General features: G+C 62.6%; 13 protein-coding genes. 3 read left to right on the top strand and 10 right to left on the bottom strand.

Translation table 11 applies throughout. The annotated features are described in order from the left end of the window. Positions 1-96: 96 nt before the first annotated feature. On the bottom strand, positions 97-456 hold the full coding sequence (locus IT775_RS20095) for a rhodanese-like domain-containing protein (protein ID WP_212703035.1): 360 nt from the start codon (positions 454-456) through the stop codon (positions 97-99). A gap of 260 nt (positions 457-716) precedes the next feature. Then, the gene (locus tag IT775_RS20090; RefSeq protein WP_212703034.1) at positions 717-1007 is read right to left on the bottom strand and encodes a DUF1330 domain-containing protein; all 291 of its coding nucleotides are present in this window, start codon (positions 1005-1007) and stop codon (positions 717-719) included. 104 nt (positions 1008-1111) lie between these two features. Between IT775_RS20090 and IT775_RS20085 the strand changes: the two genes are divergently transcribed. The 3 genes from IT775_RS20085 (at position 1112) to IT775_RS20075 (ending at position 6013) form a co-directional block, all read left to right on the top strand. Further along, positions 1112-1999 carry a LysR family transcriptional regulator gene (locus IT775_RS20085; RefSeq protein WP_212703033.1) on the top strand — a complete coding sequence of 296 codons (888 nt, stop codon included), beginning with the start codon at positions 1112-1114 and terminating at the stop codon, positions 1997-1999. 269 nt (positions 2000-2268) lie between these two features. Further along, positions 2269-5127, top strand: a complete 2859-nt coding sequence (uvrA, locus tag IT775_RS20080; RefSeq protein ID WP_212703032.1) for an excinuclease ABC subunit UvrA — start codon at positions 2269-2271, stop codon at positions 5125-5127. A 4-nt stretch (positions 5128-5131) separates the two neighbouring features. Continuing rightward, the gene (locus IT775_RS20075; RefSeq protein WP_212703031.1) at positions 5132-6013 is read left to right on the top strand and encodes a patatin-like phospholipase family protein; all 882 of its coding nucleotides are present in this window, start codon (positions 5132-5134) and stop codon (positions 6011-6013) included. Between the two features lie 19 nt (positions 6014-6032). Here the strand turns inward: IT775_RS20075 and IT775_RS20070 are convergent, their stop codons facing one another. The 8 genes from IT775_RS20070 to IT775_RS20035 all read right to left on the bottom strand — a co-directional run bounded on the left by IT775_RS20070 (position 6033) and on the right by IT775_RS20035 (position 13142). Then, positions 6033-6233: a YgaP family membrane protein gene (locus IT775_RS20070; RefSeq protein ID WP_212703030.1), complete on the bottom strand. Its 201-nt coding sequence runs from the start codon at positions 6231-6233 to the stop codon at positions 6033-6035. Between the two features lie 68 nt (positions 6234-6301). After that, positions 6302-7174, bottom strand: coding sequence for a 3-hydroxyisobutyrate dehydrogenase (gene mmsB, locus IT775_RS20065; protein ID WP_212703029.1), 873 nt, complete (start codon positions 7172-7174; stop codon positions 6302-6304). Beyond that, positions 7171-8217: an enoyl-CoA hydratase/isomerase family protein gene (locus tag IT775_RS20060; RefSeq protein WP_212703028.1), complete on the bottom strand. Its 1047-nt coding sequence runs from the start codon at positions 8215-8217 to the stop codon at positions 7171-7173. The genes mmsB and IT775_RS20060 overlap by 4 nt, the downstream gene beginning before the upstream one ends. Further along, a complete protein-coding gene (locus IT775_RS20055) occupies positions 8214-9359 on the bottom strand; it encodes an acyl-CoA dehydrogenase family protein (protein ID WP_212703027.1) in 1146 nt (381 codons plus the stop codon). Before IT775_RS20055 ends, IT775_RS20060 begins: the two co-directional genes overlap by 4 nt. Before the next feature lie 89 nt (positions 9360-9448). Then, positions 9449-10582 (bottom strand): carboxylate-amine ligase, encoded by a 1134-nt coding sequence (locus tag IT775_RS20050; protein WP_212703026.1) that lies wholly within the window; start codon positions 10580-10582, stop codon positions 9449-9451. A 74-nt stretch (positions 10583-10656) separates the two neighbouring features. After that, a complete protein-coding gene (locus IT775_RS20045) occupies positions 10657-11082 on the bottom strand; it encodes a hypothetical protein (protein ID WP_212703025.1) in 426 nt (141 codons plus the stop codon). 40 nt (positions 11083-11122) lie between these two features. Beyond that, entirely contained in the window at positions 11123-11560 is a 438-nt protein-coding gene (locus IT775_RS20040; RefSeq protein WP_212703024.1) for a hypothetical protein, read from the bottom strand. Positions 11561-11642: 82 nt separating this feature from the next. Then, on the bottom strand, positions 11643-13142 hold the full coding sequence (locus IT775_RS20035; RefSeq protein WP_212703023.1) for a CoA-acylating methylmalonate-semialdehyde dehydrogenase: 1500 nt from the start codon (positions 13140-13142) through the stop codon (positions 11643-11645). Positions 13143-13204: the final 62 nt, after the last annotated feature.

Raw genomic sequence — 13204 nt, 5'->3', positions numbered from 1 at the left:
CCTTCGACCGGGTGATCCACATCTGAGCGGGACCACCCCGGCAAAAAGAAACGGCGCGGAAATCCCGCGCCGTTTTTGTTACTATTAAAGGGTGGGTCAGCCCTGTTCGAGCGCACCGCCGGCCTGCACCCAATGGGCTAAGCCGCCGATGTTATGCACCTCGTCATAACCCATCTGCTGCAGCATCATCGCGGCACTGTGCGATCGCGCGCCCGAGGCGCAGTAGACCGCGATCGGGCCGCAATCCTTCAGCTCGGCAATGAAATCGGGATGGCGCGGGTCGGCCATGTCGCGCAGTCGCATCAACGGGATGTGGATCGCGCCCTTTGCCTTGCCGGAATTGGCGACCTCGCCATGTTCGCGCACGTCGATGACTGTGATCGCGCCTTCGTCCGACTGCGCAATGGCTTCGGCGGCGGTCATGCCCTGCGGGCGCTGTTGTCTCAGAAAGAACATGTCATTCCCTTTCGCAAATCCACTGTCCGACAATGCGGCGTTGCAGTAAACATAACATTCAAAAAAATGAATGCAATACTTGCTGCGGAAATCCGTCCCTTTTGAGCGTTCAGGGCTGATATTTTACGCAGATGGGATGAAGTTGAGGACTTCAGGCGGCATCGGGACTGCCGGATCGCGCCTCGAAAGCGCGCTGCATTCCGTTCGGGGCAGGGGCGGCATTGTATAACGGCCCCGCCGGGGCCGTTATGTCCTGCCGATCACATCGGCGGCAGAAGGGTGATCGTGGTGTGCGCGCCCTTGCGGCGCAATGCGTGAACCTCTGCCAACTCGGAGTCCTCGATCCAGCCCGTCGCGGCGTCGGCATCGGGAAAGGCCAGCAGAACATGCGCCGGGATCCCGCCGCCATTGTCTTCCAGCACCGTCTTGTCCGCCCCGCCGGCGATCGGGTAGCCGCCATGCTTTTTCACCGCGGCACCGCCGACCTTATAATACTGTTGAAGCGTTTCCGGGTCCTTGGGGTCCATTTGTACAACGACGTAATGGGTCATGATGTTTTCCTTCAGTGTGATGACGGGGCGCAGATTGACGAATTGCGGGTTGTCAGGGAATTGACTAACTCTGCAGATGGGTTGTGCGGAAAGCGAGGAAGGTGATGCAGGACTGGGATACGCTGCGATACGTGTTGGCGATTGTGCGCGAAGGCGGGCTCAGCGGGGCGGCGCGGGCGCTTGGCGTCAACCACGCGACGGTATCGCGGCAGCTCGACAAGGCAGAGGCGGCAGCGGGAACGCAGCTGTTCACGCGGCTTGCCACCGGGTTGGTGCCGACCGGCGCCGGCCAGGAAGCGGCACAGCGGGCCGCCGCGATGGAGGCGGAGGTGCTGGCGCTTGACCTGGCGCTGGCGGCGCGCGACGAGCGGGCGACCGGAAAGCTGACTGTAACGGTGCCGCCGCTGATCACCGCCTCGGGATTCGCCGAGGACGTGGCCGCCTATCGCAAGACCTATCCGGGCGTCGATCTGAGGATTCTGGGCGACAACCAGATCCTCGACCTCCACCGGCGCGAGGCCGATATCGCGATCCGGGTGTCGAGCGATCCCGCCGAAAGCCTGTGGGGCCGCGCGGTAACGCAGCAGCGGGCAGGGTGGTTCGCGACATCCGGTTTCATCGAACGCCACGCCGCTGCGCTGCGGGGCGACGGAACGGCGGTGCCGGTAATTTCCTTCACCGGATGGGCGGATCCCGTGCCGAAGGGGCTTCTTCAAAATCTGCCGGGCTCTGTCGTGGCGTTGACGACCGATGACATGGTCAGCGCGGTTGCGCTGGCCGAGACCGGTGCTGCCATGGTTCGGATGCCACATTTCCTGGGTGCGCGGCACGCGATGCTCGGACGCGTGCCGGGATTGCCGCTGGTCGACTACCTGCCGATCTGGATCCTGACCCATCCCGACCTGCGCCGTGTCCCACGCGTGGCCGAATTCATGCGCATCGCAGGCGAAGGGTTTGCCGCGCGCCGGCCGCTTTACCTTGGCTCTGACTAGGGGCGCGGTCCGTGGAACGGCGGATTTATCGGTCTGCCCGCAGGCGTCATGTGCAACGGTGAAAGCCGTGCAATGTCGTGCAAGCCCCTGAAATCATTTTCAATCCGGGTGCCGCTGTTGAGTTTGGCCGTTGCCCTGTATTCCATGCGGGAAATCGTGACGTCGGGAAGTGCCGGTCAAGTTGCGCGTGTTCATTGTTTGTTCGCATTTTGCTATTGGAGACTCGCGGCAGCTCGACTATCTGTAAGGGGCTGGACCCGGGGGCTTGTATGGCTGAGCTTAAGAAAATCGAGGTGCGCGGTGCGCGCGAACACAATCTGAAAGACATCGACGTGGATATCCCGCGCGACGAACTGGTGGTGATCACCGGTCTGTCGGGGTCGGGGAAATCCTCGCTCGCCTTCGACACGATCTATGCCGAGGGGCAGCGGCGCTATGTCGAAAGCCTCAGCGCCTATGCGCGCCAGTTCCTCGACATGATGGAAAAACCGGACGTCGATCACATCAGCGGGCTTTCCCCGGCGATTTCCATCGAACAGAAGACCACGTCGAAAAACCCCCGGTCGACCGTCGGCACCGTCACCGAGATCTACGATTACCTGCGGCTTCTTTTCGCCCGGGTCGGGACGCCCTACAGCCCTGCCACCGGCCTGCCGATCGAGGCGCAGCAGGTGCAGGACATGGTCGACCGCGTCATGGGCATGGAGGATGGCACCCGCGCCTATCTGCTGGCCCCGATCGTGCGCGACCGCAAGGGCGAGTATCGCAAGGAATTCCTGGAACTGCGCAAACAGGGGTTCCAGCGGGTCAAGGTGGACGGCGAATTCCACGAAATCGACACGCCGCCGACGCTGGACAAGAAATACCGCCACGATATCGACGTGGTGGTCGACCGGATCGTTGTGCGCGAAGGCTTGGAAACCCGGCTGGCCGACAGTTTCCGCACCGCGCTGGATCTGGCCGACGGGATCGCGGTGCTGGAAACCGCGCCGAAGGAGGGCGATCCCGACCGCATCACCTTCAGCGAAAACTTCGCCTGCCCGGTCAGCGGCTTCACCATCCCGGAAATCGAACCGCGTCTGTTTTCCTTCAACGCGCCCTTCGGCGCCTGTCCGGATTGCGACGGGCTGGGGATGGAGCTGTTCTTCGATGAACGGCTGGTGGTGCCGGACCAGAACCTGAAGGTCTACGACGGCGCGTTGGCGCCGTGGCGCAAGGGCAAGTCGCCCTATTTCCTGCAAACGATCGAGGCGATCGCCAAGCATTACGAGTTCGACAAGAACTGCAAGTGGAAGGACCTGCCCAAGAAGGTGCAGCAGGTATTCCTGTACGGGTCGGGCGAGGAGGAAATCCAGTTCCGCTATGACGAAGGCGGCCGGGTTTACCAGGTCAGCCGGGTGTTCGAGGGGATCATTCCCAACATGGAACGGCGCTACCGCGAAACCGATTCCAATTGGGTGCGCGAGGAATTCGAACGCTATCAGAACAACCGGCCCTGCGGCGCCTGCGGCGGCTATCGTCTGCGCGAAGAGGCGCTGGCGGTGAAGATCGCGGGCCTGCATGTCGGGCAGGTGGTGCAGATGTCGATCCGCGAGGCGTTCGACTGGTGCAAGACGGTGCCGGAACACCTGAGCGACCAGAAGAACGAAATCGCCCGCGCGATCCTGAAGGAAATCCGCGAGCGGCTGGGATTCCTCAACAATGTGGGGCTGCAATACCTGACGCTGAGCCGCAACAGTGGCACGCTGTCCGGGGGCGAAAGCCAGCGGATCCGGCTGGCCAGCCAGATCGGCAGTGGCCTTACCGGGGTTCTCTACGTTCTGGACGAGCCGTCGATCGGGCTGCACCAGCGCGACAATGACCGGCTCTTGGGCACGCTGAAGAACCTGCGCGATCAGGGCAATACGGTGATCGTCGTCGAACATGACGAAGAAGCGATCCGCGAAGCCGATTATGTGCTCGACATCGGTCCCGGCGCGGGCGTGCATGGCGGGTCTGTCGTGTCCAAGGGCACGCCCGAGGATATCGCCAAGGACCCGGCCAGCCTGACCGGCCAGTACCTGAGCGGCGCGCGGGAAATCGCGGTACCGGCGGAACGGCGCGAAGGCAACGGCAAGGCACTGACCGTGGTCAAGGCCAGCGGCAACAACCTGCGCGACGTCACCGCCGAATTCCCGCTGGGCAAGTTCGTCTGCGTTTCGGGCGTGTCGGGCGGCGGTAAATCGACCCTGACCATCGAGACGCTGTTCAAGACCGCCTCGATGCGCCTCAATGGCGCGCGCCAGACGCCCGCGCCCTGCGAAACGATCAAGGGGCTGGAACACCTCGACAAGGTGATCGACATCGACCAGCGCCCGATCGGCCGCACGCCGCGGTCCAACCCGGCCACCTATACCGGCGCCTTCACCCCGATCCGCGACTGGTTCGCGGGCCTGCCCGAGGCCAAGGCGCGCGGTTACAAGCCGGGGCGGTTTTCGTTCAACGTCAAGGGCGGCCGCTGCGAGGCCTGCCAGGGCGACGGTGTCATCAAGATCGAGATGCATTTCCTGCCCGACGTTTACGTGACCTGCGAAACCTGTCAGGGCGCGCGCTACAACCGCGAAACGCTGGACATCAAGTTCAAGGGCAAATCCATCGCCGACGTGCTGGACATGACCGTCGAGGACGCGCAGGAATTTTTCCAGGCGGTGCCGTCGATCCGCGAAAAGATGGATGCGCTGGTGCGGGTCGGGCTTGGTTACATCAAGGTCGGCCAGCAGGCGACGACGCTTTCGGGTGGCGAGGCGCAGCGGGTGAAGCTGTCGAAGGAACTGGCGCGGCGCTCGACGGGCCGGACGCTTTACATCCTCGATGAACCGACCACCGGGCTGCATTTCGAGGACGTGCGTAAGCTCCTGGAAGTGCTGCATGAACTGGTCGATCAGGGCAACACGGTGGTGGTAATCGAACACAATCTCGACGTGATCAAGACCGCCGACTGGATCATCGATATCGGCCCCGAAGGCGGCGATGGCGGCGGTGAAATCGTTGCCAGTGGCACACCGGAACAGGTGACCGAGGAACCGCGCAGCCATACCGGGCATTACCTGAAACCGATGCTGTCGGGCAGCAAGGTCGCGGCGGAGTAGGGCGATGGCAAAGGTCGGACTGGCATTGGGATCGGGGGGCGCGCGCGGTTGGTGCCATATCGGCGTGCTGCGCGCGCTGCGGGACATCGGTGTGACACCCGAAGTGATCGCCGGGTGTTCGATGGGGTCGCTGGTCGGCGCGGCTTATGCCGGTGGCAAGCTCGACGCGTTGGAAGACTGGGTGCGGAGCCTGACGCCATCACGCTTCGTCGGCTTGCTCGATATCCGTCCGGGCAGCGGCGGCATCGTGGCGGGCAGCGAAATCGTCACCCTGATCGACGACCTCGATCTGCCCGAGCGGGTCGAGGATCTGGATATGCCCTTCGCCGCGGTGGCCACCGACATGGAAACCGGGCGCGAGGTCTGGCTGCGCGAGGGGTCGCTGAAGGACGCGGTTCGCGCATCGGTCGCGTTGCCCGGCGTGATCAGCCCGCACCGGGTGGGTGAACATTGGATGCTGGACGGCGGCCTGACCAATCCGGTGCCGGTTTCGGTGGCCCGCGCGATGGGGGCCGAGGTGACCATCGCGGTCAATCCGAACGCCAAGTTGAAGGGCAAGATCTGGGACCGGTCCGCCTGGACCTGGCAGGCAATGCTGCCCGAGCTTCCCGAAGGGTTGGCCAAGATGATTCTGCCCACCCCCAACGACGACAGCCCGCCCAGCTATGCCGAGGTGGTGTCGACCTCGATCGACGTTATGACCGAACAGATCCGCCGCGCACGGCTCGCGGGGGAACCGCCGCATGTTCTGCTCAATGCCGATCTGTCCGATCTCTCGGTGCTGGAATTTCACCGCGCGGATGAAGCGATCGACGAAGGCCGCCGGATCGTGGCGGCGCAGAAGGACTGGATTCTGGATTGCGCGGGTGAGGGCGAGGGCGCCTGATGCGCCCGCCGCCGAAGCGTCATTTAGTGCCGTTGGTGTTGATGCCCAGCACCGACCAGATCGGGCAGGTGCCCAGCAGCCCGGTGATGACCAGGATCGCGCCGATGATCAGGCCGAGCCACATCCAGATGCCTTGCCCCATCAGCCCGCCGATGATCAGCAGGGCGCCGACAACGATGCGGATGATCTTTTCGACACTGCCAACATTCTTCCCAAACATCTTTAAGCTCCATTGATATCCGATCGATACAGCTTAGGCTCGGGATGATTGACGGAATATGACTCAGATCAACCGCGTCCGCGTTTTTCGAACCGCGGCAGCATGGCGCTGAAATCCATGCCTTTTCCGCCTTCGTTCTCGACGAACTGTTCGTAAAGCGCCTTGGCCATCTGACCCATCGGCGTGTCGGCATCCGCCGATTCCGCCGCCTGTTGCGACAGGCGCAGATCCTTCAGCATCAGTTCGGCGGCGAAACCCGGCTGGTAATCGTTGTCCGCCGGGCTTTGCGGTCCGACGCCGGGGGCGGGGCAATAGGCGTTCATCGACCAGCTGTAGCCCGAGGAAGTCGACACCACGTCGAACATCTTCTGCCGGTCCAGGCCCAGCTTGTCGGCCAGCGCGAAGGCTTCGCAGGTGGCGATCATGGTGACGCCGAGGATCATGTTGTTGCAGATCTTGGCGGCCTGACCCGCGCCCGAGGCGCCGCAATGCACGGCCTTCTGGCCCATGATGTCAAACAGCGGCTTGACGGTGTTGAACGCGTCCTCGCCACCGCCGACCATGAAGGTCAGCGTGCCGGCGGTCGCACCGCCGACACCGCCCGATACCGGCGCGTCGAGAGCGCCCAGACCGGCCGCTTCGGCCTGTTCGGCCACTGCGCGGGCGCTGTCCACGTCGACGGTGGAACAATCGCAGAGCACCGCACCCTTTTGCATCGCCGGGATCACCTCTTCGGCGACCGCGCGCAGGATCGCGCCATTCGGCAGCATGGTGATCACCACGTCACGGCCGGTCGCCGCTGCGGCGGCTGTGTCGGCCTTCGAAACCCCTTCGGGCATCGGTGCGGCGAGGTCGAAACCCGTGACGTCGTGGCCGTCCTTGGCCAGGTTGGCGGCCATCGGCGCGCCCATGTTACCCAGACCGATGAATCCGATCTTCATGCTTTTTCCTCCTCAAATGTCAGGCTGTCCGCGCCAAGCGGCATCAGCATCTTCGCGACTTCCATGGCGGTGACCGCGTCGGGTCCGCCGTGTTTCCAGTTCGGGTTGCGATCCTTGTCGATGATCTGGGCGCGGATTCCTTCGAGGAAATCGCCCGTTTCCATCGCACGGAAGGTGAAACGGAATTCTATTTCCAGCGCCCTGCGGATGTCATCGTTGCCACGCAGCCGGTGGATCATCTCGATCGTGCAGGCGGCCGAGAGCGGCGATACCCGGTTCAGCGATTTCAAGGCCTTGGCGGCGAAGTCGCCCTCGTCATTTTGCAGCGAGTTTAGGATATCGCGCAGGGTTTCGCCCGCGAAATGCGCGTCGATCTGGTCGCGCAAGGCTTCCAGTTCGCCCGCCGGGGCGGGTTTTGCCGCGCGGTCGATGGCGGTCCAGTCACCGGTTTCGATCAACTTGGCGGTCAGTGCGGCCCAGTCTTCCTGCGGCACGAAGTAATCGGCAAACCCGGCATAGATCGCATCCGCGGCACCGATCCGCCCGCCGGTCGATCCGAGGTATTCGCCGACCCGGCCCGGCGCGCGCGACAGGATCAGCGACCCGCCCACGTCCGGCACCAACCCGATGCCGGTTTCCGGCATCGCCACCTGGCTGCTTTCGCAGACCACCCGGTGCGATCCGTGACAGCCGACGCCGACGCCGCCGCCCATGGTGAAGCCCTGCATCAGGCTGGCCACCGGCTTGGGGAATTCGAACAGCTTGGCGTTCATCCGGTATTCGTCGCGCCAGAAATTGCGGCCATAGCCGAAATCGCCCGCGGTGCCGGTGTCGTACATTTCCTGAATGTCGCCCCCGGCGCAGAAGGCGCGCTCGCCCTCGGCGTCGATCAGGATCATCGCGACCGTATCGTCATCGCGCCAGTCGTCCAGCGCCCGTTCGATCTGTAGGCACATGTCATAGCTGAGCGCGTTCAACGCTTTGGGCCGGGTCAGGGTGATCCGGCCGATCTTGCCTTCTTTGCGGATATTGATGTCGCTCATGCCCGGTCGCTCAGCATTTGCCGCGCCACGATCAGGCGCATGATTTCGTTGGTGCCTTCAAGGATTTCATGCACCCGCAGGTCGCGAACGATCTTTTCGATGCCGTAATCTGCCAGGTAGCCGTAGCCGCCATGCAGTTGCAGGCACTGGTTGGCGACCTTCGATCCGGTCTCGGTGACGAAGCGCTTGGCCATGGCGCAGAACTTGGTCGCGTCCGGCGTGCCCTGATCCAGTTTCCACGCCGCCTGCTGCAGGAAGGTGCGGGCGGCCTGCAGTTCGATTTCCATGTCGGCCAGGCGGAATTGCAGCGCCTGGAACTGGTCGATGGTTTTGCCGAAGGCCTTGCGTTCGCCCATGTATTGCAGCGTCTTGTCCAGCGCCGATTGCGCCGCGCCGAGGGAACAGGCCGAAATGTTCAGCCGCCCGCCGTCGAGCCCCATCATCGCGTATTTGAAGCCCTTGCCTTCCTCGCCCACGAGGTTGTCCGAGGGCACCTTGCAATCGTCGAACTGCACCTGCCGCGTGGGCTGGCTTTTCCAGCCCATCTTGTCCTCGAGCCCGCCGAAGCTGAGCCCGGCGCTGCCGTCTTCGACCACCACGGTGGAAATCCCCTTGGGCCCGTCTTCGCCGGTCCGGCACATCACCACGTAGGCATCGGAATAGCCGCCGCCCGAGATGAACGCCTTGGTGCCGTTCAGCACGTAGCCTTCGTTGGTCTTCTCAGCCCGGGTTTTCAGCGCCGCCGCGTCCGATCCCGATCCCGGTTCGGTCAGGCAGTAGGACAAAACCGTGTCCATGCTGATCGCCGGGGCCAGGTAGCGGGCTTTCACATCGTCGCTGCCGAAGGCGTCGAGCATCTTGGCGCACATGTTGTGGATCGACAGGAAGGATGCCACCGAGGGGCAGGACATCGACAGCGCCTCGAAAATCAGCGTGGCATCGAGCCGGGTCAATCCCGATCCGTCCGAATCTTCGGACACGTAGATGCCGCCGAAACCCAAGGCGCCGACCTCGGTCCACAATTCCTTGGGGATGGTGCCCTGCTTTTCCCAGTCATGGGCAAAGGGGGCAATCTTTTCCTCGCCGAAGGCTTTTGCCATGTCGAAAATGGCGGTTTGTTCCTCGGTCAGTGCGAAATCCATTCGTCTCCTCCCAAATGGCGCAATGTTGCGTTATTGAACGCATGTTTAATTCCGAAATCCTACAGAAGTTTTGCAGCTTCCGCCAGCGGTTACAGATCGGCGTGAAATTCTTCGATCAGGTGTTTGACCACCCGTTTCAGCGCGTTCTCCGGCGTGTCCTCGGCATGGACCGCATCCTGGTAGACCAGCCTTTGCTGCTGCGCCGCGTTGCCGCGTTTGAGGATGGTGCGCATGTTTTCGATTTCGGCCCGCGATCCGAGGATATCGGCATCCTCGGCCACCAGATCGATCAGTTCCTCGACCAGAAGGTCGAAGGGCAGGATTTCGCGGGCGCCGAAATCGATCAGCCCGCCTTCGATGCCGTACCGCTGGGCCCGCCAGCGATTTTCGGAGATCAGGAAATTGTCGTAGATGCGCCAGCGCTGGTTGCGCAGCGACAGCCGCCACAGCGCCCGGACAAGGGTCTGGGTCAGCGCCGCCAGCGTCAGCGTGGTTTCCAGCCGTGGCGACACGTCGCAAATCCGCGCCTCGATGGTCGGGAACCGGGAGGACGGCCGCATGTCCCACCAGATTTTCGAACTGTCCTCGATCAGGTCCAGATCGACCAACGCATGGACCGAACGGTCGTATTCGCTCCAGCTGTCGAAGCGCGGCGGCAGCCCGGTGCGGGGCAGGTTGTCGAACACGGTCAACCGGTAGCAGTTCAGCCCGGTATCTTCGCCGCGCCAGAACGGTGATGACCCGCTAAACGCCAGCAGGTGCGGCAGGAAATAGCGCATCTGGTTCATCAGATCGATGCGCTGATCGGGGTCGGGGATGCCGACATGCACATGCATGCCGCAGATCAGCATCCGCCGTGCCACGCCGGCCAGGTCGTCGCTCAGCGTGTTGTAACGTTCCTTGTCGGTGTGATGGGTTTCGCGCCAGTCCGAAAACGGATGGCAGGAGGCGGCGATCGGTGCAAGGTTGTAATCCTTCGCGACCCGGGCGACGGTGGATCGCAGGCGTTTCAGGTCATCGCGCGCCTCGGCAATGTCGGCGCAGACACGGGTGCCGATTTCGACCTGGCAATCAAGGAATTCCGGGCTGAACTGACCTTCCAGTTCGGCGCCGCAGCGTTCCATCAGTTCCGGCGGCGCGGTGGCAAGGTCGAGCGTATCCAGATCGACCAGCAGGTATTCCTCTTCCACGCCGATGGTGAAATCTGGTTTTGGGATCGACATGCACCGTGCTCCCGAATTGGTCAGCGGTCGCGGTCGACTAGAGCACGGTTGACCCGGTCACGCAACGGGGCGGATCAGGAGGTGGTCCCGTGAAAATCGCTGCCCAAAACGTCCCAGCATTCGCGCTCCAAGCCGACATGGTGCAGCAGGTCGGCCTCGGTGGCGAAGACATGATAGCCCACTTGCGGGAAATGCGCCCATAACTTCCTGAGCAATTCGGCCATTGACCGACCCGTTTCCGTGGGCGCCAACACGGCGATCTGGCCGCCGTGGCGAGAAAGGTTTTTTCCGACTTTTGCGACCTTGTCCGCACTGCCCGTCACATCGACCCTGATGTTGGTCAGGCGGGAAAAGTCGAATATCAACGTATGGCTGCGCGAAAATGCCGGGTCCGCCGTGAATGCCGTCACCAAGTCGTCTGCCTTGCCGAACAGGAACGGGTCTTCGAACCTGAGATAAAGGCAGTTGTGCTCGGGAAGAAATCTGTAACGCGCCGGCATCTGACACCCTGCTATACGTTGCGATGAGAGAAGTTTGGTTTCACGATCCGGACCGACTCTTGGCCGCCTCCTCCAGAAGTTGCCGGAAGCTTGTCATCCGCATCCCGAGGATCGACAGCGCATCCGCTTCGTTGTCCTGGATGACGGTGACCACGCCGGGGAAGGGATTCCAGTTGCGTTGAAGCAGCTGTGCGAATGCGCGCGTTTGGCGGCATGGGGCATAGTAGACCGTCAGGGATTGCGCCCCGTTGGCAAGGAACGCGTCCGCCTTGCGGGCCTGCAATTCGATCAGTTTCGGGAAATCGTCATCGAATCCGGTGACGCGTGACAGGTCGATCAGTTGCTTCTGTCCGGGCCGGAAATCGCGGTGTTTCGCATACTCTTTGAAACGCGCAAGGCTTTCGGAGGCGCGAACATCGCCCTCGATGCGGACATAAACCAGCCCATGCGTTGGCAGAATACGAAAGCTGACCGGCATGGGGGAAATGTTACAGGGATTGGAAAATAAATGAAGGGGGCATGAAATATGCCCCCTTCGAAATCATTTCAGGCGTTGCAGATTAGTCCATCGCCTTGAAGGCAAACTCGCCGCCTTCCTTGATGCCCGAGAACCAGCGCGCGGTGACGGTCTTGGTCTTGGTGTAGAACCGGAACGCGTCGGGACCGTATTGGTTAAGGTCGCCGAAGGCCGATTTCTTCCAGCCGCCGAAGGTGAAGTAGCTGAGCGGCACCGGGATCGGGAAGTTGATGCCGACCATGCCCACGTTGACCTTGTTGGCGAAGTCGCGCGCGGTGTCGCCATCGGCGGTGAAGATCGAGGTGCCGTTGCCGTAGTTGTTCTTCATGATCAGGTCCAGCGCCTCGTCATAGGACTGGGTACGCACCTGGCTCAGAACCGGGCCGAAGATTTCTTCCTTGTAGATATCCATGTCCGGGGTGACGTTGTCGAACAGCGACGGGCCGACGAAGAAACCGTCCTCGTAACCCTGCAGGCTGAAGTCACGGCCATCGATCACCAGGTTGGCGCCTTGTTCGACACCGCTGGAGACCAGACCGTTGATCCGGTCTTTGGCCTGTTGGGTGATGACCGGGCCGAAATCGACGTCGTCGCCGGCGGTGTAGGGGCCGACCTTCAGCGCTTCGATGCGCGGAACCAGTCGTTCGATCAGCGCGTCGGCGGTCTTGTCACCGACCGGAACCGCGACCGAGATCGCCATGCAGCGTTCGCCTGCCGCGCCGTAACCGGCACCGACCAGCGCGTCGGCGGCCTTGTCCATGTCGGCATCGGGCATGATAATCATGTGGTTCTTGGCGCCGCCGAAGCACTGGGCGCGCTTGCCGTTGGTGGCGGCGCGGCCATAGATGTACTGGGCGATCGGGGTCGATCCGACGAAGCCCACCGCCTGAACGGTTTCGTTGTCGAGGATCGCGTCGACCACTTCCTTGTCGCCGTTGACGACCTGCAGGACGCCGTCGGGCAGGCCCGCTTCCTTCAGCAGTTCGGCCAGCTTCATCGAGGTCGAGGGGCAGCGTTCCGAAGGTTTCAGGATCATCGCGTTGCCGCTGGCCAGCGCCGGGGCCATTTTCCACAGCGGGATCATGGCGGGGAAGTTGAACGGCGTGATGCCGGCAACGACGCCCAGCGGCTGACGCATCGAGTAGAGGTCGATGCCCGGACCGCCGTCATTCATGTATTCGCCCTTCAGCATGTTCGGGGCGCCCATGCAGACCTCGACCACTTCCAGACCACGCTGCACGTCGCCACGGGCGTCGGGCAGGGTCTTGCCGTGTTCGCGGCTGACCAGCTCGGCCAGTTCGTCCATGTTTTCGTTGATCAGCGCGGCGAATTTCATCATCACCCGGGCGCGACGCTGCGGGTTGGTGGCGGCCCATCCGACCTGTGCGGCGGCGGCCTTTTCGACCGCGGCATCCAGTTCCGCCGCGGTGGCCAGCGCCACCTTGGCCTGAACCTCACCGGTGGCGGGGTTGTAGATGTCGGCGAAGCGGCCCGAAGTGCCTTTGGATTCGGTGCCGTCGATATAGTGATGAATTTCCTGCATGGGTTCCTCCATTACGTCTTCGCGGCAACAATAGGCTTGCATAAATCCATTGGAAAGGCGCA

This window comes from Thalassovita aquimarina (assembly GCF_018219815.1).
In the GTDB taxonomy this organism is placed as follows: Bacteria; Pseudomonadota; Alphaproteobacteria; order Rhodobacterales; family Rhodobacteraceae; genus Thalassobius; species Thalassobius aquimarinus.
The sequence above is the reverse complement of the archived record's forward strand: the minus strand, read 5'-3'. Positions and strand labels throughout refer to the sequence as shown.

Excerpts from the sequence above, each read along its gene's own strand:
- mmsB (WP_212703029.1), bottom strand. The coding sequence starts at position 7,174 with ATGAAGATCGGATTCATCGGTCTGGGTAACATGGGCGCGCCGATGGCC.
- IT775_RS20090 (WP_212703034.1), bottom strand. The coding sequence starts at position 1,007 with ATGACCCATTACGTCGTTGTACAAATGGACCCCAAGGACCCGGAAACG.
- IT775_RS20045 (WP_212703025.1), bottom strand. The coding sequence starts at position 11,082 with ATGCCGGCGCGTTACAGATTTCTTCCCGAGCACAACTGCCTTTATCTC.
- IT775_RS20070 (WP_212703030.1), bottom strand. The coding sequence starts at position 6,233 with ATGTTTGGGAAGAATGTTGGCAGTGTCGAAAAGATCATCCGCATCGTT.
- IT775_RS20095 (WP_212703035.1), bottom strand. The coding sequence starts at position 456 with ATGTTCTTTCTGAGACAACAGCGCCCGCAGGGCATGACCGCCGCCGAA.
- IT775_RS20035 (WP_212703023.1), bottom strand. The coding sequence starts at position 13,142 with ATGCAGGAAATTCATCACTATATCGACGGCACCGAATCCAAAGGCACT.
- uvrA (WP_212703032.1), top strand. The coding sequence starts at position 2,269 with ATGGCTGAGCTTAAGAAAATCGAGGTGCGCGGTGCGCGCGAACACAAT.
- IT775_RS20060 (WP_212703028.1), bottom strand. The coding sequence starts at position 8,217 with ATGAGCGACATCAATATCCGCAAAGAAGGCAAGATCGGCCGGATCACC.
- IT775_RS20075 (WP_212703031.1), top strand. The coding sequence starts at position 5,132 with ATGGCAAAGGTCGGACTGGCATTGGGATCGGGGGGCGCGCGCGGTTGG.
- IT775_RS20050 (WP_212703026.1), bottom strand. The coding sequence starts at position 10,582 with ATGTCGATCCCAAAACCAGATTTCACCATCGGCGTGGAAGAGGAATAC.
- IT775_RS20040 (WP_212703024.1), bottom strand. The coding sequence starts at position 11,560 with ATGCCGGTCAGCTTTCGTATTCTGCCAACGCATGGGCTGGTTTATGTC.
- IT775_RS20085 (WP_212703033.1), top strand. The coding sequence starts at position 1,112 with ATGCAGGACTGGGATACGCTGCGATACGTGTTGGCGATTGTGCGCGAA.
- IT775_RS20055 (WP_212703027.1), bottom strand. The coding sequence starts at position 9,359 with ATGGATTTCGCACTGACCGAGGAACAAACCGCCATTTTCGACATGGCA.